Annotated in this window: 24 protein-coding genes; 8 read left to right on the top strand and 16 right to left on the bottom strand. The window is 37.0% G+C overall.

What is annotated here, in order from left to right; genetic code table 11:
- Positions 1-86: 86 nt before the first annotated feature.
- Both asnA and QS62_RS06710 read right to left on the bottom strand, forming a co-directional pair.
- Positions 87-1,079: an aspartate--ammonia ligase gene (gene asnA / locus QS62_RS06705; RefSeq protein ID WP_066107800.1), complete on the bottom strand. Its 993-nt coding sequence runs from the start codon at positions 1,077-1,079 to the stop codon at positions 87-89.
- 135 nt (positions 1,080-1,214) lie between these two features.
- Positions 1,215-1,475, bottom strand: coding sequence for a YfhL family 4Fe-4S dicluster ferredoxin (locus QS62_RS06710; protein ID WP_066107802.1), 261 nt, complete (start codon positions 1,473-1,475; stop codon positions 1,215-1,217).
- Between the two features lie 222 nt (positions 1,476-1,697).
- On the opposite strand from QS62_RS06710, the gene pgk reads away from it, so the two are divergent.
- From pgk to QS62_RS06725, 3 genes are read left to right on the top strand one after another with little or no spacing between them, the layout of a single operon-like run.
- Positions 1,698-2,861, top strand: coding sequence for a phosphoglycerate kinase (gene pgk, locus QS62_RS06715; RefSeq protein WP_066107806.1), 1,164 nt, complete (start codon positions 1,698-1,700; stop codon positions 2,859-2,861).
- A gap of 58 nt (positions 2,862-2,919) precedes the next feature.
- A complete protein-coding gene (gene fbaA, locus QS62_RS06720) occupies positions 2,920-4,002 on the top strand; it encodes a class II fructose-bisphosphate aldolase (RefSeq protein WP_066107808.1) in 1,083 nt (360 codons plus the stop codon).
- A 57-nt stretch (positions 4,003-4,059) separates the two neighbouring features.
- Positions 4,060-5,259 (top strand): sugar efflux transporter, encoded by a 1,200-nt coding sequence (locus QS62_RS06725; RefSeq protein ID WP_066107811.1) that lies wholly within the window; start codon positions 4,060-4,062, stop codon positions 5,257-5,259.
- 75 nt (positions 5,260-5,334) lie between these two features.
- On the opposite strand, the gene QS62_RS06730 is transcribed toward QS62_RS06725, so the two are convergent.
- The 4 genes from QS62_RS06730 to QS62_RS06745 all read right to left on the bottom strand — a co-directional run bounded on the left by QS62_RS06730 (position 5,335) and on the right by QS62_RS06745 (position 8,659).
- Positions 5,335-5,736, bottom strand: coding sequence for a type II toxin-antitoxin system HicB family antitoxin (locus tag QS62_RS06730; RefSeq protein ID WP_066107813.1), 402 nt, complete (start codon positions 5,734-5,736; stop codon positions 5,335-5,337).
- 27 nt (positions 5,737-5,763) lie between these two features.
- Complete coding sequence (locus QS62_RS06735; RefSeq protein ID WP_066107815.1) at positions 5,764-5,940, bottom strand: type II toxin-antitoxin system HicA family toxin; 177 nt, start codon at positions 5,938-5,940, stop codon at positions 5,764-5,766.
- 144 nt (positions 5,941-6,084) lie between these two features.
- Positions 6,085-7,074, bottom strand: a complete 990-nt coding sequence (locus tag QS62_RS06740; protein ID WP_066107817.1) for an amidohydrolase family protein — start codon at positions 7,072-7,074, stop codon at positions 6,085-6,087.
- Between the two features lie 256 nt (positions 7,075-7,330).
- Positions 7,331-8,659: a sodium-dependent transporter gene (locus tag QS62_RS06745; protein WP_066107821.1), complete on the bottom strand. Its 1,329-nt coding sequence runs from the start codon at positions 8,657-8,659 to the stop codon at positions 7,331-7,333.
- A 213-nt stretch (positions 8,660-8,872) separates the two neighbouring features.
- On the opposite strand from QS62_RS06745, the gene xerD reads away from it, so the two are divergent.
- Positions 8,873-9,766: a site-specific tyrosine recombinase XerD gene (gene xerD, locus QS62_RS06750; RefSeq protein WP_066107823.1), complete on the top strand. Its 894-nt coding sequence runs from the start codon at positions 8,873-8,875 to the stop codon at positions 9,764-9,766.
- Between the two features lie 45 nt (positions 9,767-9,811).
- Here the strand turns inward: xerD and QS62_RS06755 are convergent, their stop codons facing one another.
- The 3 genes from QS62_RS06755 to proC form a co-directional block, all read right to left on the bottom strand.
- Positions 9,812-10,972, bottom strand: coding sequence for a globin domain-containing protein (locus QS62_RS06755; protein ID WP_066107826.1), 1,161 nt, complete (start codon positions 10,970-10,972; stop codon positions 9,812-9,814).
- Positions 10,973-11,075: 103 nt separating this feature from the next.
- The gene (locus QS62_RS06760) at positions 11,076-12,245 is read right to left on the bottom strand and encodes a 3-phenylpropionate MFS transporter (protein ID WP_066107981.1); all 1,170 of its coding nucleotides are present in this window, start codon (positions 12,243-12,245) and stop codon (positions 11,076-11,078) included.
- The gene (proC, locus tag QS62_RS06765; RefSeq protein ID WP_066107829.1) at positions 12,245-13,060 is read right to left on the bottom strand and encodes a pyrroline-5-carboxylate reductase; all 816 of its coding nucleotides are present in this window, start codon (positions 13,058-13,060) and stop codon (positions 12,245-12,247) included. The genes QS62_RS06760 and proC overlap by 1 nt, the downstream gene beginning before the upstream one ends.
- 66 nt (positions 13,061-13,126) lie before the next feature.
- Between proC and rdgC the strand changes: the two genes are divergently transcribed.
- Entirely contained in the window at positions 13,127-14,032 is a 906-nt protein-coding gene (gene rdgC / locus QS62_RS06770; RefSeq protein ID WP_066107832.1) for a recombination-associated protein RdgC, read from the top strand.
- Positions 14,033-14,070: 38 nt separating this feature from the next.
- On the opposite strand, the gene murB is transcribed toward rdgC, so the two are convergent.
- From murB to recO, 7 genes are all read right to left on the bottom strand, one after another.
- Positions 14,071-15,105 carry a UDP-N-acetylmuramate dehydrogenase gene (gene murB / locus QS62_RS06775; RefSeq protein WP_066107838.1) on the bottom strand — a complete coding sequence of 345 codons (1,035 nt, stop codon included), beginning with the start codon at positions 15,103-15,105 and terminating at the stop codon, positions 14,071-14,073.
- Between the two features lie 3 nt (positions 15,106-15,108).
- Entirely contained in the window at positions 15,109-15,465 is a 357-nt protein-coding gene (locus QS62_RS06780; protein WP_066107841.1) for a diacylglycerol kinase, read from the bottom strand.
- 11 nt (positions 15,466-15,476) lie between these two features.
- Complete coding sequence (gene relA, locus QS62_RS06785) at positions 15,477-17,702, bottom strand: GTP diphosphokinase (RefSeq protein ID WP_066107844.1); 2,226 nt, start codon at positions 17,700-17,702, stop codon at positions 15,477-15,479.
- Between the two features lie 229 nt (positions 17,703-17,931).
- Positions 17,932-18,318, bottom strand: a complete 387-nt coding sequence (locus QS62_RS06790; RefSeq protein ID WP_066107851.1) for a (deoxy)nucleoside triphosphate pyrophosphohydrolase — start codon at positions 18,316-18,318, stop codon at positions 17,932-17,934.
- A 3-nt stretch (positions 18,319-18,321) separates the two neighbouring features.
- On the bottom strand, positions 18,322-20,361 hold the full coding sequence (locus QS62_RS06795) for a DNA/RNA helicase domain-containing protein (RefSeq protein WP_066107854.1): 2,040 nt from the start codon (positions 20,359-20,361) through the stop codon (positions 18,322-18,324).
- A 108-nt stretch (positions 20,362-20,469) separates the two neighbouring features.
- A complete protein-coding gene (gene rlmD / locus QS62_RS06800) occupies positions 20,470-21,783 on the bottom strand; it encodes a 23S rRNA (uracil(1939)-C(5))-methyltransferase RlmD (RefSeq protein ID WP_066107857.1) in 1,314 nt (437 codons plus the stop codon).
- A 12-nt stretch (positions 21,784-21,795) separates the two neighbouring features.
- A complete protein-coding gene (gene recO, locus QS62_RS06805; RefSeq protein WP_066107860.1) occupies positions 21,796-22,515 on the bottom strand; it encodes a DNA repair protein RecO in 720 nt (239 codons plus the stop codon).
- A gap of 138 nt (positions 22,516-22,653) precedes the next feature.
- Between recO and QS62_RS06810 the strand changes: the two genes are divergently transcribed.
- From QS62_RS06810 to QS62_RS06820, 3 genes are all read left to right on the top strand, one after another.
- Complete coding sequence (locus QS62_RS06810; RefSeq protein ID WP_066107862.1) at positions 22,654-22,908, top strand: FAD assembly factor SdhE; 255 nt, start codon at positions 22,654-22,656, stop codon at positions 22,906-22,908.
- Positions 22,909-23,030: 122 nt separating this feature from the next.
- The gene (gene rpoE, locus QS62_RS06815; RefSeq protein ID WP_066107864.1) at positions 23,031-23,606 is read left to right on the top strand and encodes an RNA polymerase sigma factor RpoE; all 576 of its coding nucleotides are present in this window, start codon (positions 23,031-23,033) and stop codon (positions 23,604-23,606) included.
- 25 nt (positions 23,607-23,631) lie between these two features.
- Positions 23,632-24,195 carry a sigma-E factor negative regulatory protein gene (locus tag QS62_RS06820; protein ID WP_066107984.1) on the top strand — a complete coding sequence of 188 codons (564 nt, stop codon included), beginning with the start codon at positions 23,632-23,634 and terminating at the stop codon, positions 24,193-24,195.
- Positions 24,196-24,239 lie beyond the last annotated feature (44 nt).

Consider the following 24,239-nt stretch of genomic DNA (forward strand, 5'->3'; position numbering starts at 1 on the left):
TTACTAATAAATTACTTACTAAAGAAAAACCGCCTAATAATGCAATATTATTAGGCGGTTTAACTGATAAATTTAATCAAAATGAGTTATAAAATGTTAGCAAATTCCTCTAACACTTGTTGCGGCCATACGCTAGATTGTACTTCGCCGATATGTTTCTTATGTAATAAGAACATCACCATACGAGATTGACCGATACCGCCGCCGATAGTTTGCGGTAATTTGCCGTTGATTAAATCTTGATGCCAAGCAAATTGTAAGCGGTCTTCATCACCAGTAATGGCTAATTGACGCCGTAATGCCGCTTCATCAACACGAATACCCATTGAAGAGAGTTCAAACGCTGAACCCAACTCTTCATTCCACACCAAAATATCACCATTTAAGCCTTTATATTCGCCTTCAGAAACAGTGGTCCAGTCATCGTAGTCTGGTGCACGCACATCGTGCGGTTTACCATCAGATAATTTACCGCCAATACCGATTAAGAATACTGCACCATACTCTTTACAAATAGCACTTTCACGCTCTTTATCCGTCATATTCGGGAAACGTTTCACTAAATCTTCTGAATGCACAAAAGTAATCTCTTTCGGTAAAGTCGCTGCAATATGGAAATGTTTTTCCACTAACGCTTCTGTTTCACGAATTGCACGATAAATAGAACGAACGGTATCTTTTAAATAATCCAAAGTACGCAATCCTTCAGGAATTACACGTTCCCAATCCCACTGATCAACATAAACAGAGTGAGTGCGATCTAAAGAATCTTCATCAGGACGCAATGCTTTCATATGCACAAATAAACCTTCGCCAGGTTTAAAATCAAAACGCCCTAAAGTATGGCGTTTCCATTTTGCCAATGAATGCACAACTTCAAACACTGCACCTTCAATTTGTTTTACTTTAACTTGTACTGCTTTTTCTTTTCCAGAAAGGTTATCTTGAATGCCATTACCTACTTGGCTGATGATTGGCCCTTGAACTTCAACTAACCCCAAATGTTCTGCTAATTTTGCAGTAAAAGTATTTTTAACAAAGCTAATTTCTTGTTGTTGTAAGATAAATGATTTTTTCATAATAAATTCTCTTCCAAAAAAGTAACGGCGCTTATTATTCAATAAAGCAGTTGCTTTTCAAATACTTTTTCGGATTATCTTCGTAATCATTAGAATTTATCTAAAAAAGAAATATTATTTTTAGCTTTTTTCTAATTACAGTTTCTCAGAATGGTGAATCAGAACAAATTTTTCCCACAATTCGTCTTGGCTTTCATTATGTTGTGGATCTTTGGTAATACAGTTGGTGATTGGACAAACTTTTTGACAAGTCGGCGTTTCATAATGACCAACACATTCTGTACATAACGCAGGATCAATCACATAGATCTCATCACCCATTGAGATCGCTTGATTAGGACACTCTGGTTCGCACATATCACAGTTGGTACATTTATCAGTTATCAATAACGCCATAAGTTATAAATTATTCAGTAAGAAAAAGAGCGCTTATTTTACCTACTTCTCTCTATTTTTCTAACCGCTTTTTTCAACAATTTATTTTATCTATTGAAATAAATCAGAAACTAGTCAAAATAAATTTGATCTAAACCACGCTTTTATTGCAATGAGCTGTTATAATGACCTCATTCTTTGAATCTAAAAATCACTCCTATTTAACTTTTAAGAGGGCTTAAAATGTCAGTAATTAAAATGACCGATCTTGATCTTGCAGGTAAACGTGTTCTTATTCGTGCAGACCTTAATGTTCCTGTTAAAGATGGCAAAATCACCTCAGATGCACGTATCAAAGCATCTCTTCCAACAATCAAATTAGCATTAGAGCAAGGCGCAAAAGTGATGGTAACATCTCACTTTGGTCGTCCAACTGAAGGCGAATATAACGCTGAATTCTCATTACAACCTGTTGTTGATTACTTAAACGATCTTTTAGATGTTCCAGTTCGTTTAGCAAAAGATTATCTTGATGGTGTTGAAGTTGCTCCAAATGAATTAGTGGTATTGGAAAACGTACGCTTCAATAAAGGTGAGAAAAAAGACGCTGACGATTTAGCACAAAAATATGCTGCACTTTGTGATGTATTCGTAATGGATGCTTTCGGTACAGCTCACCGCGCGCAAGCTTCTACTCATGGTGTGGCTAAATTTGCTACTGTTGCTTGTGCTGGCCCATTACTTTCTAACGAGTTAGAAGCATTAGGTAAAGCATTAAAAAATCCACAACGTCCAATGGTTGCGGTAGTTGGTGGTTCAAAAGTATCTACTAAATTAACTGTTTTAGATTCTCTTGCGAAAATCGCTGACAAACTTGTTGTAGGCGGTGGTATTTCTAATACTTTCGTTGCAGCACAAGGCAACAATGTTGGTCAATCTCTTTATGAAAAAGACTTAATCCCTGAAGCACAACGCTTAATGGCAACTTGCGATATTCCAGTAGCGACCGATGTTCGTGTTGGTAAAGAGTTCTCTGAAACTGCACCTGCAACAGTGAAAAAAGCAACTGAAGTATTAGATGATGAAGAAATTATGGACTTAGGTGATGAATCTGCAGAAGCAATCGCAGAAATCATTCGCGGCGCTAAAACTATCCTTTGGAATGGTCCAGTAGGTGTATTCGAATTCCCTAACTTCCGTAAAGGTACTGAAATTGTTGCACGCGCTATCGCAGAAAGTGATGCGTTCTCTATCGCGGGTGGTGGTGACACATTAGCAGCAATCGATCTTTTCGGTATTGCCGATAAAATCTCTTACATCTCAACTGGTGGCGGTGCATTCCTTGAGTTCGTTGAAGGTAAAGTATTACCAGCAGTAGAAATTCTTGAACAAAGAGCTAAAGGTTAATTATCTTTCTTTGAGAAGGGAGCAATCCCTTCTCCTCCACTTAAAATAGGAAAATACTATGTCTAAAATTTTCGATTTCGTAAAACCAGGTGTTTTAACTGGTGATGAAGTACAAAAAGTTTTCGCTATTGCAAAAGAAAATAACTTTGCGATTCCAGCTGTAAACTGCGTAAACTCAGACTCTGTTAATGCGGTATTAGAAACAGCAGCTCGTGTAAAAGCACCAGTTATTATTCAATTCTCAAATGGTGGTGCATCATTCTATGCAGGTAAAGGCATTAAATTACCTGAAGGACAACGTGCTGATGTATTAGGTGCAATCGCTGGTGCAAAACACGTTCACGCATTAGCTGAACACTATGGCGTTCCAGTTATCCTTCATACTGACCACGCTGCGAAAAAATTATTACCATGGATCGATGGTTTATTAGCAGCTGGTGAAAAACATTTCGCTGAAACTGGCAAACCTTTATTCTCTTCTCATATGCTTGACCTTTCTGAAGAACCATTAGAAGAAAATGTTGAAATTTGTAAACAATATCTTGCTCGTATGGACAAGATCGGTATGACTTTAGAAATGGAATTAGGTATCACTGGTGGTGAAGAAGACGGTGTTGACAACTCAGACCGCGACCCAATGGATCTTTACTCTAAACCAGAAGAAATCGACTATGTTTATACTGAATTATCAAAAATCAGCTCACGTTTCACTATCGCAGCTGCATTCGGTAACGTACATGGTGTTTACAAACCAGGTAATGTGAAATTAACTCCAGTTATCCTTAAAAAAGGACAAGACTACATTAAAGCAAAACATAATTTAACTACTGATAAACCAGTTTCTTATGTTTTCCATGGTGGTTCAGGTTCAACTCACGCAGAAATCCAAGAAGCAGTGTCTTACGGTGTGGTTAAGATGAACATTGATACTGATACTCAATGGGCAACTTGGAATGGTATTTTACAATACTACAAGAAAAATGAAGCATACCTACAAGGTCAATTAGGTAACCCTGAAGGTCCTGATGCACCAAACAAAAAATACTACGATCCACGCGTATGGTTACGTAAAGGTGAAGAGTCAATGGTTGCTCGTTTAGTAGAAGCATACAACGACTTAAACTGCCACGATGTTCTATAATTTATAGAACACCTTAATCTTATTAATTTGCCCCTGTTTTGCAGGGGCGATTTTATTATGACTCCAGAACAAACGACTTTAACCAAAGAATCTTCTTCACGCTCTTTAAAACGCGTAACTTTTGCCTTTTTGTTTATGGCATTTCTCACTGGTATTGGTTCAGCATTCCAATTGCCAGTAATGAGTCTATTTTTAGCGAAAGAAGTTCAAGTTTCTTCTTTTGCTGTTGGTACATTTTTTGCAGTAAATGCTTTAGTCGGTATTGTATTAGGGCAAATTATTGGTTATTTCTCCGATCGTCTTACTGATCGGCGTTGGTTAATCTTATTGTGTTGCATTATGGCTGCTGGTGGTTATGTAATTTTTGCTTACAGCCGTAATTATTGGGTGTTATTAACCTTAGCCGTAACATTATTTGGCTTAGGCTCTTCCTCCAATCCACAAATTTTTGCTTTTGCGCGTGAATATGCTGATCGAAAACAACGACAAGCGGTAATGTTTATGTCCATTATGCGCGCACAAATTTCACTTGCCTGGATTATCGGGCCACCATTAGCATTCTGGTTAGCCATCAATAAAGGTTTTACTTTTCTTTTTCTGATCGGTGCAGCAACTTTCTTATTAAGCGGCGTATGTGGCCGTTGTTTATTACCTGATCTCGGTGAAAATAAGAAAACCGTCAAAACGACAATGACACCAGCAACTCCACAACAAAATAAAATATCGGTTATTTACCTTTCTGCTGCATTAGTAATTATCTTTAGCTGCAACAGTATGTATTTAATCAATATGCCGTTATACATTACTACGCAATTGCATCTACCCGAAAATCTTGCCGGTTTCTTAATGGGAACTGCAGCTGGACTAGAAATTCCAGTGATGCTGATTGCTGGCTGGCTAAGCAAATTTGTCGCTAAAAAGACTTTAATGTTTATCGCACTAATTTGTGGAGTTTTATTTTATCCACTGTTGTTAATTGTTTCTTCAACTTGGGGATTACTGAGTTTGCAGATTCTCAATGCCATTCTAATTGGGATTGTTGCTTCTATTGGGATGACCTATTTCCAAGATTTAATGCCTGCACAATTAGGATCAGCAACAACATTATTTACTAATAGTGCAAAAAGCAGCTGGATTATCGGCGGCCCGATCGCTGGTTTGATTGGTGGGATTTATAGTTATTACGACACTTTTTATTTTTGTTCTGTTTTAATCTTGCTTGCGCTTTTCTGTCTATGGAAAGTTAAAAGTGTTTAAACTTTATGGTTTCACTGAGTGATTCTTATAAATAAAGCATATTACATAGTTAATAATATGCTTTATTTACCTCAATTAAACCGCATAAACCTTGTCCATCGCAACTTTTGTTAAGAATTGACTACGATTTTTATATTCTGGATGCGTCGCCACAAAACTATCAATTTTTCTTAATAAATGAGAAGGTACGGTAATATTAATTTTTTCTGCCTTACCTAATAAGTGTGAAATATCAATATCAACTACAGCGAAAATAAAATCTTTATATTCGACATTTTTAGTATGTTCTTCTAACTCTGACGCAACAGGTATATCTTCACCATCTTCTATGAGTCCCTCAAGATGGCATAGTATTGCTTCTTTTACATTATCTAAGGCTTCTTCTAATGTATTCCCCGCTGAAAAACATCCTGCAATATCGGGTACAGAAACAACATATCCATCACTCACTTTTTCAAAACAAATTGGATACAACATAAGCATCTCCTTTTAATATTATGGTTTTTATAACCCTGCTTGTTTTTTAATACTTTTTTCTAAATGACCTAAATCTTTCCTTGGATGTGGTATTGTTACCCTACCTTTCTTAATTGGGTGTTTATACTGATGGTGACTACCAACAATATTTACTAGATACCAGCCATCTGCTTCTATCAATTTAATTATTGTTTTACTATCCACCCCTCATAACCCCCTAATTATTCCAATGGTAGTTATCATACCCACAATTAAATACGAAGCAAGTATTTTATATGGATAATAACCACTTTTTTCTCTCTATAAAAAAACCGCTTTTCAGCGGTTTCTCAATCAATTATTAAATTATCAATAAGGATCCAATCCTAATACTTTACGCCCATTAACACTGGCAATATCCACCATTGCTTCCAGATGCGGGAAACGACAACCAGCTGATAATAAGCTTAACTCTTGCCACATATCTCCCTCACACAATGGCACCATATAGTCACAAATATTATCTGTACCAATCGCTACTGTAATACCTTCAGGGATCATTTCATCAGCTGGTGTTAATGCATTATGGAATGGCATTAGATCCTCTTTACGATTACTATCAATCCACGCCATTGGGCAAGCGATCATCATCATCTTCGCTTTACGCATTTTTTCATATAACTTATAACGATATTCACGAGAATGTGCACCAATTGAAATACCATGAATAGCAACGACTCTACCTTCCATACCATGTTCGATTGATTTATCACAAAGCTGTTCAGTTTCCTTTTCTCTTGGTGTATTAAATTGGTCAACGTGAACGTGAAGCATTTTCCCGAGCGACTTGGCTTTATCCATTAAAATATCCATTGCTTCTAAACCTTTACCATAATCTAATTCATCACGATAAGGCAGACCACCAATAATATCGACCATTTCTGAACCTAAATCGAACCAATATTTAGCGACCGGATCTATTACCCCTTTTAGCGTCTGATTAGCGAATTTCAGCACAATATCATTTTTATATACTTCTCTCGCCTTATGCGCTGCAATAATGGCACGATCTTCACAAATCGGGTCAATATCAACGAAAGTACCAAATGCAGTCACACCTTGCGAAATCATTAATTCAATCGCTTGACTAAAACGTGCATAATAATCTTCCACTGAAGAATTACGTTTCACCTCATCGACCAAATCCCATTTTTGCTGCAAATTACTATTATGATAAATATGCATCTTTTCTGGTGTCATCGTAAACGCGCGGTCAGCGTGAGCATGAGAATTTACCCAGCCGCCTTTTTTAATGATTTCATCACGCACATAGGCTTTAAAAGTACGAATATGGTTCATTGATAATTGCTCCAGTTTTCAGTTATCACTAATCAACACGCTGGAAGGTAAATCGCAGGCAAAAAAAAATCCTCAATAATGAGGATTTTTAAAAATAAAAAACAAACAATAATGGATTTAATTTTTCCATCTGTAATTCAGCTGTTTTTACCAAATTGTTTGTTGTGTAATCTTGCATTTTCTCTTTCCAGTGTCAGCACTGGGAGGGCAGTATAAAGAGTATTCTGCGAAAACTCAACCGTTTTATCAGAATTATTTACCCTAGAATCCCTTGTAAAAAGATCACAAAAATAATCACTGGAATTACTACGCCTAAAGCAAAGCGCAAAAATGATAGCCATACAGAATCATTGCCACCACAAAGTTGCACTTTGATCTTATCCCAACGCCACCAAGCAACAAACAAGGTTAATAAGATCTCACCTAACGGCATCAAAATGTTTTGTGTTAATTTGTCCAACATATCGAAAATGTTGTAGCCGAATAAGGTATAACTACTCCAAGCGCCTAATGATAACGAAGCAGCAATACCTAGTAAGAAGAACAACACAAAAGCAATAATCCCAGCTTTCAAACGATGAACTTTAAATTCATCAATTAAAAAACTCACTAATACTTCCAATAACGAAATTGAAGATGTTAATGCCGCCACTAACAATAATGCAAAAAATAATGCTGCCAATAGGTGTCCAAATGGCATACTCGCAAATACAGCCGGCATCGTGATAAAGGTCAATCCCGGCCCAGCACCCGGTTCAAAACCAAAGGCAAACACAGCTGGCAGCACCATTAACCCTGATAAGAAGCACGTTAATAATGTTAATAAAATTACCCATGCTGCCGAGCTGACCAATTTAGCTTCTGGTCCAACATAAGAGCCATAGGTAATCATAATGCCAATACCTAATGATAAAGAGAAGAACGCCAGCCCTAATGCTTCCAACCATGTTGCACCAGTAATTTTGCTGAAATCCGGCAATAAGAAGAATTTTAATCCTTCCACTGCACCAGGTAATGAAACTGCTCGTCCAATTAAGATCAACATTAAAATTAATAGAATCGGCATCAAGTATTTTGAAATACGCTCAATCCCTTTTTCAACGCCCGACACTACAGTGAACAGAGTCAAGAAACCAAAAATAAAATGATAAATAAGCGGTTGTAATGGATCAGTAATAAAATCTGTAAAGAGATTACCATTTGTTGTTGGATCAGTTGAATTTGCAATGCCGCCAGTTATCGCCTTTCCTAAATAAGCAACAGTCCAACCACCAACAACGCTATAAAATGACAGGATTAAAAAGGCAACTAATACGCCCATAATCCCGATTCCAGCCCATTTTTTATTACCTAACTTACGAAATGCACCAATTGGGCCTAGATGTGTTGCACGTCCAATCGCCATTTCCGTTGCCATTAAAATTAAACCTAAGGTTAGACAAATAAAAAGATAAATTAATAAAAATGCGCCTCCACCTTGAGTTGCAGTAACATATGGAAACTTCCATACCGCACCCAAGCCAATTGCTGAACCCGCCGAAGCCAAAATAAAGCCCAAGCGCGATCCCCATTGTGAACGAGCCATAAAATAATCCTCAAATGTAGAAATTTAAAAATCTAAAAATAAGCCATTATGAAAAATAAAGCTGCATAAAGGCTATGCGGCAAATGATATTGATTGCTTACAAAAATATTCCTCTTGCCTTGCAGGAGAGAGATAATCGCGATAGAGTTTAGCTTTTGCCGACAAATTGCGGCACATTATACCCGATAACCATCTAATTGAAATAAAAGAACAATGAAAGATAGTACTCTGATCAACCTTTTTCTTGATGATCTTTGGTTAAGTAAAAACTTATCGCAAAATACCATTGCTAGTTACCGTTCCGATTTAAAATTTTTTAGCCAATGGTTAGAACAACATCAATTAGATCTATTACAAGTACAATATTTAGATTTACAATCTTTTTTAGGTGAACGGCTAGAACAAGGTTATAAAACCACCAGTTATGCCAGAATGCTCAGTTCACTCCGCAAACTGTTTCAATATTTATATCAAGAGAAATATCGTCCAGATAATCCTTGTGCGTTGTTATCATCACCAAAATTACCTGCACGCTTACCAAAATATTTGAGCGAAAGCCAAGTAACCGATCTATTAAATGCACCTGCAACTGAAGATCCACTGGAATTACGTGATAAAGCAATGTTGGAATTACTGTATGCCACAGGTTTACGTGTTACTGAATTAGTCACGCTCACCACTAACAATATCAGTTTGCAACAAGGTGTTGTGAGGGTAATTGGGAAAGCGGATAAAGAGCGATTAGTTCCTATGGGCGAAGAGGCAAATTACTGGATTCAGCAATTTATGCTATATGCACGTTCCGTATTGTTGGATGGGCAAAGTAGTGATGTGCTATTTCCAAGCCGTCGTGGACAAGCAATGACAAGGCAGACCTTTTGGTATCGCATTAAACATTATGCTACCCGCGCTAATATTGATACTAATAAATTATCTCCGCACGTATTACGCCACGCCTTTGCTACACATTTGGTCAATCATGGTGCGGATTTACGTGTTGTGCAAATGTTGCTTGGACATAGTGATCTTTCTACAACACAAATTTATACGCACGTTGCCAAAGAACGTTTAAAGCAATTACACGCCCATTATCATCCACGTGGATAAAAAATTGGGAGATATTGCTATCTCCCAACGTTAAACGTTATCACATCAAACTTTGATTAAGCTCATCTTCGGACCGAAAGGTTCAAAATGCACTGTTTGTTGTGGACGATTTAAGCCCTCTAATAAAGCGATCATTCCTTCCATAAATCTTACTGAACCACAAAGATAAATATCAGCATTTTCTGGTAAGTGTTGTGCTAAATAGTCAGCAGTGATACGTTGCTGCTCTTCACTATATAAGGTCGCAGCGTGCATCACATTTGCTTTTGCCAAATATTGCGCAACTTCATCTTTAAATGCTTCTGTCTCTTTATTTTTTGTTGCATTAATCCACACCAATGGACGTTGTGGATTAGTTGTCACTTGTGCATCTAACATTGCCAAAATCGGGGTAATACCTACACCACCGCTTAGCAACACTACTGGACGTTCATTTTGTTGTAATAAGAAATCTCCAGCCGGTGCAGAAAGATTAATATGATCACCAACATTCACTACATCGTGCAGATAATTAGATACTACACCCGGAATACCATCTGTTGTTTCGCGTTTTACGGCAAATTTCAAACCAGATGTAACATCTACAGAACAAATAGAGTAATGTCTTAGTGCAAGATTATCATCTTCTTTCGGTTGTACTTGCACTGTAATATATTGCCCAGCCTGAACGACTAACTTCGGCAAAATTTCATCATTTTTTACTGTAAATTCAATAATATCATTGCTGACATAACGTTTATTCACAACTTCAAACGGTTGGAAATCCTGCCAGGCAGCTTCGTCATACATTTTTTGTTCCACTTGAATAAACGCGTCTGCAATCACTTGATACGCTTTTGCCCATGCATCAATAATTTCTGGAGTAGCGGCATCTTGTAAAACTTCTTTAATCGCAATTAATAAATGCTTACCCACAATAGCATAATGTTCTGGCTTAATTTGTAAGGCGCGATGTTTATGTCCAATTTGCACCACGTGATCAATAATTGCCCCTAAATTATCGATATGTTTAGCTGCTGCTAATACAGTGGTTGCTAACGCAGTTGGTTGTTTTCCTTGTTTTTGGTTAGTTTTATTAAAAATATTCAATAATTCAGGGTGATCATTGAACATATTTTTATAGAATGTTTTGGTGATTGTAGTGCCATGTACCTCTAACGCAGGCACAGTTGCTTTAATCACATCAATCGTTTGTTGATCTAACATAATTACTCCATTTAACTTATATAAAAGAAATATATTAAATATATATTTATATGGTAGATAAATCTAAACGGTGATACAAGCAAATCAGGGCAAATTACCCGTTTTAACGGGCAATTTGCTCAATTCGAGGTAGGGATTTTGGTAAAAATAGGAATGCTAATGCAACAATTATCGCCATTCCCCAGAAAGCATAATCAGGTGCATAACTATATAATGTTCCCGATAATGCAGTTAATAATGCTACTGCAATACAGCTGCTTAAACCATTATAGAGCGCCTGTAATTTCGCAATATGTGTATCAGGTTGTGAGGAGATATAGCGTACTGTCGCAAAATGAGCGACCGCATAAGTTAAGGCGTGGAAAGTCTGCAATAGCGCCAATGGTATAAAACCTGTCATTATTGGGAAACAAAGCCAACGGATAATCGCTGCACTAATACTTAACACAAAGAGTGCTGTAATATTCCAGTTTTTAAATAACTTAGAAGCAAAGAAAAACAGCGCTACTTCCGCAATAACTGAAATACCCCATAACCAACTCGTCGTTTGAATACTTATTCCTTGTGATACCCAATAGATTGTGCTGTAAGCATAATAAGCACCATGTGATCCTTGGATCAAAGAAACAGCAATCATCAAACGCAATGTATTCGATTCTCGCAATAAATCTAGATAACTTACGGAAGTTTGTTCAGTTTGTGTCATCGTAGATTTCGGCAACACCGTCGGTGTTGGCGTGTTCAACAAGGTATATAAGATTAATAATGCCCCTAATACCCAAATAATCGCTTCATTACCCAAATAGCTAATTAAGCCACCAAAACAAATTACACCAACGACGAAGCCTAACGAGCCAGTAAGACGCACTCGTCCGTAATCCAAGCCAATTTGTTGATTCCAAATACTTGCCAAACTATCTTGGAGCGGCATTCCTGCGCCATTCAACACACTAAATAAAGCAAATAAGATAAAAATCAGAATAAACGAGTGCCAATGTAAAGCACTAAGCCCCATCGCTAAAATGACTAATGCCGAACCCAAAGCTAGATTACGCAATATTACCGGTAAATGAGCTGTATCTTTAATGCGACCAGAAAAAAAGATACCGCCCAAAAAGCGAAATACATAAGCAAACGCTAGCAATAATGCAATATTTTCATCGGAATAAGATTGTGTTTGCAGCCATACTGGAATCAATGGCACAAATACGCCATAAGCACAAAAATAACCAAGATAATTCAGAACCAGCCAATACTCTGAACGAACTTTGATCAAAATAATTTCTCCATTTCTTCAGCACGATCGATTGCAGCTTGCATCGCTTGTTTAATATTTTCTTCTAAATGTTGTTGTTGAAAGACATTAATCGCCGCAGCAGTTGTACCGCCTTTTGAGGTTACTTGTTGTCTTAATGTTTCGATTGAAGTATGAGGGTTAGCCACCACCATTTCTGCCGCACCTAACGCAGATTGCTGCACTAATAAACGTGCTTGTTGTTCAGTTAATCCCATCTCAATCAACGTTTTTTGCATTCCTTCCATAAATAAGAAGAAATACGCAGGGCTGCTGCCTGATGCTGCAATAATCGTATTAATATCAGACTCTTTTTCTACCCAGCACGCTTTACCCACTGCTTCAAATAATCCTGTCGCATAATTTTTAAATTCTGTGGTCACTGCTGGAGTTGCAAACAAACCTGACATCCCTTTTGAAATTAATGCCGGTGTATTTGGCATCACACGTACAAACTGTTGCGCACTTGGTAAGAAACGTTGTAAAGCACTCACAGAAATTCCTGCTGCAATTGAGATAATCCATTTATTTTGCAAATCTAATTGTTGAAAAGCCTCACACGCTTCTTGCATATTTTGTGGTTTTACTGCCAATAACACCACATCTGCTTGTTTTACGGCATCTATTGCTGACAAGGTTGTAAACACGCCTCTTTCATTAAAGCCATGATGTTTATCTGGATTGTGTTCACAAACAATAATATTTTCTGCTACATATCCTTTTGCCAATAAACCAAACACAATGGCGCTCGCCATATTACCGCCGCCAATAAACGCAATCTTCTTCTGTTGCATAGGATTTTCTCCCTTAATCAAGTTACAATAAGCGCAATATAATAATATAAATCAAAGGAAACACCTATGTATTGGTTCAAAAATATTCTTGTCTATCGTCTTACCAAAAAACTAGATTGGTCGTCAGAAGCATTACAAAATAGTCTTGCACAACAAGAATTTACCCCTTGTGGTTCAAGCGATCATAGTAAATTTGGCTGGCAGCCGCCATTAAGCACCAGTGACCAACTTTACTTTACTGCCGGCGGGCATTTTCTTTTAGTTGCTCATCGTGAAGAAAAAATCTTACCAACCCCAGTCATCAAAGAAACTTTAGATAATCGCATTCAAAAACTGGAAGAAGCTCAACAACGTAAACTGAAAAAAACAGAAAAACAGGCATTAAAAGATGATGTTATTGCTACTTTACTGCCTCGTGCTTTTAGTCGTCATCAACGTACTGCACTATGGATTGATACCACCAATGATCTAATTTATGTCGATGCCGCTTCTAGTAAGCGAGCAGAAGATGTGTTGGCGTTACTACGTAAATCATTAGGTTCTTTGCCTGTTATTCCTTTCTCTTTTGCTGAAGAATTATCTATGGCAATGACCGACTGGTTATTAAAAGATCAATTACCTCAATGGCTAACCTGTTTAGAAGAAGGGGAATTTAAAGATCTCAATACCGGCTCAAGTATTCGCTGCAAAAACCAAGATCTTTATGAACAAGATATTCAAGGTCATTTAGCTGCTGGTAAAGTTGTGACAAAACTAGCATTAGACTGGGAAAATCACTTTTCTTTTGTGCTATATGAAGACGCTTCATTAAAACGAATCAAATTTGCCGATATGGTCAAAGAGAAAAACGATGACATTCTCAAGGAAGATGTAGCACAACGCTTTGATGCCGATTTTGTCTTGATGACTGGTGAAGTATCTTTATTAATGCAAAATTTAATTGAGTTGTTAGGTGAGAAACAGCTTGCTTGATAAGTAAAAGACCGAACGTTTAAGTGTTCGGTCTTTGCTTATTTAACCTCATCAAATGCGACTTCACCACTCTTACCAATAAATCTTACTTCTGGGGATAATTGAATCGAAAACCGCTCTGCCACTTGCTGGCAGATATACTTCGCTAATGCTGCAACTTCTCTTCCTGTTGCATTATCTTTATTAATTAATACCAAAGCTTGCTTATCATGTACCGCTGCACCACCTAATTGATACCCTTTTAAACCGCATTGATCAATTAACCAACCCGCAGCTAATTTCACTGAGCCGTCAGCTTGTGGGTAATGTGGCATAGTTGGATAGCGCTGGTAAAGTTGGTTAAATTGCTCACTACTCACCACAGGATTTTTAAAAAAACTACCTGCACTACCAATCAATTTAGGATCAGGTAATTTGCTTTTGCGGGTTAAACAAACTTGTTCAAAAACTTGTTTAGGAGTAACAGATTTTGTATCTAAGTCAGCAAGATTGCCATAACTTAACACTGGCTGCCAATTTTTTGCCAATTTAAAATGCACTGCAATAACTGCATACCCTTGTGAATATTGGTGTTTAAAAACACTCTCACGATAAGCGAATTGGCATTGTTGATTACTAAGAGAAAATTGTTTTCCAGTGGCTAATTCAACTACATCAACAGATTCGCAAACATCTTTTAACTCAACACCATAAGCACCAATATTTTGTACTGGTGATGAACCGACACAACCGGGAATCAAAGCTAAATTTTCTAAACCACCAATATTGCGTTCAACACAATATTCGACAAATTGATGCCAATTTTCGCCGGCATTAACGCTTAAATAGTGGTAGTTTTCATCTTGGTGGTACTCAATCCCTTTGATACGATTCAGTAATACAACACCTGCAAAATCTTCAATAAACAAAACATTACTGCCCTCACCAAGCAATAAGATTGGTACTTGCTGTTGCTGATACTGTTGCCATACTTGGCATAGTTCTTCTTTGGTTTCAATTTGCAAAATCTGCTGCGCTTGTGCCTTAATGCCAAAAGTATGATAAGGCTGCAAATTAGTCCCAAGATTTTGCATAATTTATCCTAATAAAATAATCAACCACACTAAACCACAAGTTACCATAGCAATGAATACAGCTGCTGAGCCGAGATCTTTTGCTCTACCGGAGAGTTCGTGGTATTCCTTACCAACACGATCCACTATTGCTTCTAAACCGCTGTTTAATAACTCAACCGCAAAAACCATCAATACTGAAGCTACCATTAGAGCAATTTCAATTTTGGTTTTTCCTAACCAAAATGCTAATGGCAACAAAATAATTGCCGCACCAACTTCATGGCGAAAAGCAGCTTCGTGTTTGAACGCCGCTTTTAATCCTTGCATTGAATATTTGGCTGCCTTAAAGAAATGCGTCAGACCAGTATATTTTTCCATAATAATCCTTGTTAATTGGTAATACGTTTAGCTTCGATCACATCATCTAATTTCGCTAAACGCGATAAAATCTTACTTAACATTTGCACATTATTGAGCTCAATCTGCATATCAATCGTGGCAATCTGCCGTTTAGTGTCGCTTCTGCTGCTTACGCCCAATACGCTCACTTTCTCATTAGCCAATACCGTTGTAATATCACGTAATAGACCATTACGATCGCTAGAAATGATACGAATACCAACGTGTACGCCACAAGAATAACTATCTCCCCATAACGCTTCCACCACACGTTCAGGGTTTGCCGCTTGTAATTCTGCTAATTGTTCGCAATCTGAACGGTGAATAGAGATACCACGCCCTTGGGTGATATAACCGACAATATCATCTCCTGGAATTGGCTGACAGCAGCGCGCGATATGATGCATTAAATTGCCCACGCCTTCAACGACAACATGACCTTTTTTCTTCTCTTTTTGTTGTTGGCTATTATTGGCAGATTTATTGGAAATATGTTTGAGAATCTCTTCATCAATTTCTTCAACTGATGGCTTTAATAACTTACTTTGTAAAAAGTTAATCAATTGATTTAATTTGATATCGCCACCACCAATACCAGCATACAGATCTTCCATATTGCGTAGGTTATAACGCGGTAATGCATACTGTTCGATCTGTTTTTGGGTTAAACCAATGCGGTTCATTTCACTTTCCAACATTTCACGTCCAGCAGGCACATTTTTATCGCGATCCAATTTCTTAAACCAAGCGTGAATTTTTGCTCTGGCACGTGCAGTATGTACGAAACCTAAATTTGGATTCAACCAATCACGACTTGGGTTTGGATTTTTTTGTGTAATCACTTCAATTTGATCACCCATTTGCAGTTGGTAGGTGAAAGGTACAATGCGTCCAGCAACCTTCGCACCAATACAGCGATGCCCAATTTCACTGTGAATAGCATAAGCAAAATCTAATGGTGTAGAACCGGTTGGTAAATCAATTACTTCGCCTTTCGGTGTAAACACATAAACCCGATCATCGAACACCTGACTACGCATTTCTGCCAACACTTCGCCAGAATCAGCCAAATCATCTTGCCATGCTAATAATTTACGTAACCAAGCGATTTTTTCTTCATAACCGCTGCGCCCTGCTGTTGCACCTTCCTTATATTTCCAATGCGCTGCAACACCAAGCTCAGCATCATCATGCATTTTTTGTGTACGAATTTGTACTTCTATTGGCTTACCACCTTGCCCTAACACTACGGTATGAATAGATTGGTAGCCATTTGGTTTCGGATTGGCAATATAATCATCAAACTCTTTCGGTAAATGTTTAAAGTGGGTGTGTACAATCCCTAATGCAGCATAACAGTCTTGTAATTTTTGTACGATTACCCGTACCGCTCGCACATCATATAGATCGCCAAATGCCAAATTTTTCTTCTGCATTTTGCGCCAAATGCTATAAATATGTTTTGGACGACCATACACCTCAACATCACTAATACTTTCTTTCAAATAACCAGTCAGTTCTTTAACAAAATCTTGGATATATTGTTCTCGATCCAAACGACGCTCATGTAATTGATTAGCGATATGACGATATTGGGCTGGATGCAAATAGCGAAAACAGTAATCTTCCAACTCCCATTTGAGTTGACCGATACCAAGACGATTAGCTAATGGTGCATAAATATTTGAACACTCTTTCGCCGCTAGCACTTTATCTTCTTCACTAACTCGACTATCTGCGGTACGTAGAAAGGTAATACGTTCCGCTAATTTAATTACTACACAGCGGAAATCTTCCACCATTGCTAATAACATACGGCGAATATTGTCGATTTGCACACTATCTGCGCCACGATTAGTATTGAGTTGGCGGATGTTATCCATTTCAAACACACCACGCACTAAACGTTCAATCGTTTTACCAAATTCAAGCTGCAAATCTTCTAATGAAATAATTTTATTTTCGACTAATGGGAAAAATAGCGCCGCGACTAACGTACTATCATCCATATTTAATTCAGTAAGGATCGACACCATTTCAATACTGCTAGACAAAATATCTTTACCGTATTCATTTTGCGCTATTTTCGGTTCAAGATATTGCCAAGCTTGGGTCAAGGCTGTTTTTGTTCGTGGCGTGATTGCTAGATTATTTAACCATTCATCAAAAACAAAACTCTTTAAATTCGTTAAATGTGTTTCTCTTACTGCAACCATCTTTCCGTTCCTGTATTTGATTATATGTCTAAATTTTCAGCAAAATTCACGCTTTTTAATTCTTTTCAAGAAAATTGCTGCCCTATCTTAGATCTCTCTTAATCACTCAAAAAATGATTAAATTATTTTCTTAAAATATATCAATTCCTTTGTTGAATCTATGTTTTTTATGAATAATCTTCACTTCAAGAAAAACTCCAAATGATGTTTATATTTTATACAAATCCACTTATAAAACCTTCTTAATTTTATCAATCAATAAAATATCCGCCGGTAACCACGTAACTGAATCTAAATCCACTTTTGACAACCATTTAGCCGCTTGCGCCTCTTTCAGTTCTAATTGTCCATTAATGATGGTGGCCCAAAAACAATCCATAGATAGATGAAATGTTGCATAATCATATTCGATCGTATCAATGCACTCTCCGACCGCAATATCGACATTAAGTTCTTCTTTTATTTCACGAATTAAGGCTTGTTGTGGTGTCTCACTTTCTTCAATTTTGCCACCTGGAAATTCCCATTGCCCACAAAACTCTCCGTACCCTCTAGCAGTCGCAAAAACCTGATCCTCTCGACGAATAACTGCGGCAACGACTCGTACTACTTTCATTTTTTATCCCAACAAAATATTCTGTAAATAATCGCTTGTTTCCTGATCTTCCACATAAATATAGGTGGCAATTCTCGCCCGCGTCAGTAAGACGCGATAACAATTTCTGATAAAAGTCTCTTGTATCTGTTCTTGATTAAACTTTAATACCGATTCCAGTTGTGGATACTTAGTTTTTAACACCTTGAGTTGATTACAATAGTTGTCAATAGCATTTACTTTCTCATTTGAAAAAATCCATTTATTATCTCGACGTAGTATTTTTCTACCCCATACGACAATTGCATAATCAAGCTCTAAACCTTGACAATTAAATTGGCTAGCAAACGTCGAAAGGTTATTGCATAACTTATCAAGATAAAATGATTTCAACTGATCATTGCTAATATTCAAAATCTCCTGTCCAGCCAATTTAAGATACGAAACGGGACAATTTCTACCATATTGATTCTTTTCCCAACGGACTAATGTATCAAAACCATTTGCAACAATCCCAACCGAAAAAGCACCTGTATTCACCTCAGTGACTGCACCCAACAAAGCTGAATAATCATTAAAAACATAAAATGCATCTTTCACAGAAGCATCTAATTTAGGTAATTTATTCTCAACAATGGCATTAACAAATTCGATAGCAGTTTCACTGTTAATATTTCTTTTGTTCTTATTCAACAATAATCCCGGTTCCACATAACAACTATGTCCTAACGGTGTATACTCTTTTTGCATTTCTTCGGTAGGTACATAAATATTGATATGAATCTCTTTAGATAATGGTAATCCTTTTAAATGCGCTATCGCTTTCTTAATATATTTTTCACCATCTTCTTCACCCAAATAGATCTCTTGTCCAGAACCCAATAAGAAAACAATAGTACGACTAAGATTGTCTTTATGAACCGCCCCACACACCGCTCTTAGCACTAACATAGCCTCCGAGACTTCTTTCTCGATAATAAAGGCTTTTTGTTCGTCATTTAGATGATTCTTTTTTGCTAACGCAATTTGCAATGGATTCCATACACGTTGTGCTTCATCAATAATTAAGAGTTTATTTTTACTCAAGGCTAGATTTTCTTTGCTATTACCATTTTGATACTTAGCACAAAATTTTTGTACGTCATATAAGTTATGCAACGATCCCACTGCGGCTGCTTCAGTACCAACAATATGGTCTTCACGTATCATTTGGCTAAAAATGGCGGATAAATTACCATTACCTGTAACATACTTAGCGCCATCACTAAGGTATTTCTCTAATAAACTAAATGCTGTACCCGTTTTGCCGGCTCCTGGCGCGCCTTTAATAAAAATAAGATTAAGATTTCTCTCTGCTATCTGAGTTTGTATGTCATCAACAATTCGTGCACAAGCCATCACATTATCATCTTGAACATACATTTCACTCAAAATTTTCTGATTCAGGATATCTCTCATCACGCCTGTCGTTGTTATATCAAGCTCAACAACAAAATCTAATAATTGTGCAACTCTATCATCATCTGCTGCAGCTGTTATCGCTGCTAATACATCAATAAACTCATCAGTAACTTTAATATACTCCAATCGTTCTAATTTCTCGCTCATCGCCGGATTTGTATATACAAGATATTTTTCAACAGTGAATTGCGGATTTTTCTTTAACTCTTCCCAAATAACACGATTACAACGAGTAATTTTATTGTAGTAACCTAACAGCTGTGATCTATGTGAAATTAAAGTCTCATAGCGACAATCGTTACCGCTTTTGAATTCCAAAATAATCAATTTATTATGACAAACGATCAGAGCATCAATCCAAGTACCATCAAAAATATTGTATTCAAAACAGATCGGTACTTGAGCAATATTAGTAAGTAGAGGATATTCAGATAAAACTCTTTTAAAAAAGTATAAACAATCACGCCACGAGTTAATTTTATCCTCATCGTCAAGTGATCTTTCAGATAAAGTTTTACGTTCTGTATGCCAAAATAAAGTAGTAAGGAATTCGTTTTCTGTTACTTGTAAAAGTTCTGCAACACTATATTTCACATATCTCATCAATGCATCCTCACCACGTTAAGTACAAACTGTAAGTACAATATATCTCTCTTTGCAGACAAGATTAAAACCTTACATTAGCAAATTTGCCCTTTTATTACTTATCGGCTATTTCACCAGTAATACCATGCTTTCCATATGGCCTGTTTGTGGAAACATATCTATCATCGCCGCTTTCACTAGACGATAGCCATGCTCTACTAAAATCTGAATATCACGTACTAATGTTGCTGGATTACAGGAAACATATAATATTCTTTCCGGTTGCAATTCAACAATATGATTCAAGGCAAACAAAGCGCCAGCTCGAGGTGGATCTAATAACACTTTATTAAACTTTTCCGCTGCCCACGCTTTATCAGCAAATGAAGCTGAGAGATCTGTTTGATAAAATGCCACATTCCTCATCTGATTCCTTGCTGCATTTGCGCTAGCTTTGCTAACCATATCTGCTACACCTTCTATGCCAACGACATATTCAGCATACTGTGCTAAAGGCAAACTAAAATTTCCCATACCACAAAATAAGTCTAAGACACGATCTTTAGCAGATAATTCCAACCACGCTAATGCAGTTTGCACCATACGTTGATTAATGATTGGATTAACTTGGATAAAATCACGAACATCGAACTGTAACTGCAGCTGCTCTAATTGATAATAAGGGTGTTGTTCCGTCCAAGCAGAAACTTGATTATCAGTTTCGCTCACAAACAACATTAACTGATGTTGTGTTGCAAACTGCCGTAAATTTTGTTCATCAGTAGCAGATAACGATCCAAGATGACGCAACAATAAAGCTACACCATTATCCGCCGCCACTAACTCAATATGCCCTAATTTTTTTGGTTGTTGCCATAATTGAAACAACTCCCTTAATGGAGATAAGAGTTGTGAAAGTTGTGGTACTAGAATCGGACAATCTGTCACTGCAACTAACTGATTACTTTGCTGTTGACGAAAACCAAACTCTACTGATTTCGTTACAGTTGAATATTGCAAGCTAAATTTTGCGCGACGGCGATAGTGCCATTCATCATCTGCAATCATCAGTTCCATTTGCAAATCCGGTGCAATTTTCCGCAATTGATGAAGTAAAGCACGCTGCTTGGTTTGTCGTTGTGCCTCAATCACGATATGTTGCATCTGGCAACCGCCACATTGTCCATAAAATGAACATAATGGCTCTCGTCTTATTGGCGATTTATTTTGCCACTTTACTGCTTTACCAATACCATATTGTCGTTTCTCTTCGCTTACGACAAACTGCACATTTTCTTCAGGCAAACCATTCTCTATAAACCATGTTTTTCCTGCGACTTTGGCAACACCTAACCCTTGATAATCAAGGTTAATGATGGTAGCTGTTTGTGTTTTTTTTCTTTGAGATGTTTTTGTCGGTGCGTTATAAAATAGGACCATAATTAAAATGAATCAGTTAGGATATAAAATGTTCAAATGTTGTTGGAATAATTCTCGACTTTTTAATGGTTTACCACCTAGGTAAGGCTTCAAAGCTAATCGAGTAAAACGCTTAGCCGCTTGCAATGTTTCTTTTTCTGTAAACTCCAATTTTGCAAAAGCTCGCAAATCACGCCCATAAAAAGTCAAATTATCCTGCAATAATGAGGCAATAAAACCTTTTTCTTCACGATATTGATAAGTCATATTATCGGATACAATTTCACCACTACCCGCACAATGTTCAAAATCAACACCATAGCCTAATGATTTCAACAGGATAAACTCAAAACGACGTAAAATTGCTTCAACTTCATCTCCATGTGCAGCCAATCCCATTAAACAGCGTAAATACTCTTCAAATAAATCAGGATAAGCTGTTTCATGTTCTAATGTTCTGGTAATAAGTTCATTGACATAAAAACCACTATATAGAGCTACCGTTTTCATTGGTAAAGTGACTGAAATCGCTTCCGTTTTCGTTAACACTTTTAGCTGTCCTCGACCGCTCCAACGCAATAATAATGGTGTAAAAGGCTGCAATAAGCTTTTAAGTGGAGAACGCTTCGCTCTTGCACCTTTAGCAAGCAGCGTAATACAGCCAACATTTTCAGTAAATACATCTACTAATAGGCTTGTTTCGCTATATTCTCTGCGGTGTAATACAAATCCGCGCTGCCAACTTTCGATAATTCACCTCGGTTTTGATCTTGTGGAATTAGATCCCTATTTTAACAAACAATCATAATTCTCTACTAATTCTTCTTCATTATCCTTAGCAAAAATTGCTAATATAACGTCCTAGTAATTCAAACAGTGAAAATAAAGAAAATGAAACAATATAATAAATTACGAATTGAGTGGGACTGTCGGCGCGGTATGTTGGAGTTAGATAAAATGATCATGCCATTTTATAAAAATGTTTTTGATCAACTGTCTGATGAACAAAAAGATATTTTTATTGAATTACTTACCTATACTGATCCTCAGTTATTTCGTTGGTTAATGAACCAAGAAAAAGCACCTACTCAACCCTTACAAGAGATGGTTGACTTGATAAAGCAAAAACTACCTACATTTTCATAAGCCAAAAATTATTAAAAATTTTTGAACTTTTATCAAAAATCGAACTCTAACGCTTCGATGCACTGCTTGCTGTAACAACACGGAAGCTGTTAGATTAATGAAGGAATGGAGATTTCACTTACATGAGTGAAGAACTAACAGATCAAATTTTAGTTGAAAAAGCACAGCAAGGTGATAAAAAAGCGTTTAATTTGTTGGTTGCCCGTTATCAAAACAAAGTTGCTGGATTGTTAACGCGTTATGTATCAGCAAACGATATCCCAGATGTTGTTCAAGAAACTTTTATTAAAGTCTATCGATCTTTAGAATCGTTTCGTGGAGAAAGCGCTTTTTATACTTGGGTTTATCGCATTGCAGTCAATACCGCTAAAAATTACTTAATGACGCAAGGAAGACGTCCTCCAACAGAAGATCTTTTAGCGGAAGATGCAGAAAGTTATGAAATAGGCTCAAGATTGCGTAATATTGATACGCCAGAAAATTTGACATTATCGGATGAATTAAAAGATATTGTGTTCAAAACAATTGATTCTCTTCCTGATGAGTTAAAAACAGCTATCACATTACGTGAACTTGAAGGCATGAGTTATGAAGAGATTGCCGAAATAATGGATTGTCCTGTTGGAACTGTGCGTTCTAGAATTTTTAGAGCACGAGAATTCATTGAAAACCAATTAGCACCGTTAATAAAACACTAGGATTTGAATGAAAGGGCGGAAAATTATGCAACACAAAGAACAACTTTCAGCTTATATGGATGGTGAGGAAGTCAGACGTGACTTCGTTGAAGATCTTTGCCAAGACCAAGAATTGCAAAAAACATGGACAACTTTGCATATTGCTCGTGCAGTAATGCGTAATGAAAGTAACATCATTCTTGATGCATCTTTCACTGAAAAAATGGCAAAACTCATTGAAGATGAGCCAGTAATTCAGTTAAAAGAACAACCAACTCCAGAACAGGTTATCATTCCAAAACAATCTTTCTTCGCCAAAACAAGAAAATATTTTGCACCAATTTTACAAACTGCAGTGGCAGCAAGTGTTTGTTTGATTGCTGTATTTAGTATTCAAAATCTAAATAAAGATAAAAATAGTGATGTCACTATTTCACCAGCATTACAAACTTTGCCTTTCACCCAATCAGTGCAAGAAGTAAGTTATAATGTTTCGCACAAAAATGTGCCAAGTAAAGAACAACTTGAACAACAAAATAAACGACTTAATGAAATCCTGCAAAATTATCAATTACAACGTCGTTTATATTCTGATTCAAAAGCAGAATAATTTATCCGCCCAATCCAAATACATCACCACCTTTTGGTGGTGAT

Origin of the sequence: Gallibacterium salpingitidis, assembly GCF_001678495.1 — a bacterium.
Taxonomy (GTDB): domain Bacteria; phylum Pseudomonadota; class Gammaproteobacteria; order Enterobacterales; family Pasteurellaceae; genus Gallibacterium; species Gallibacterium salpingitidis.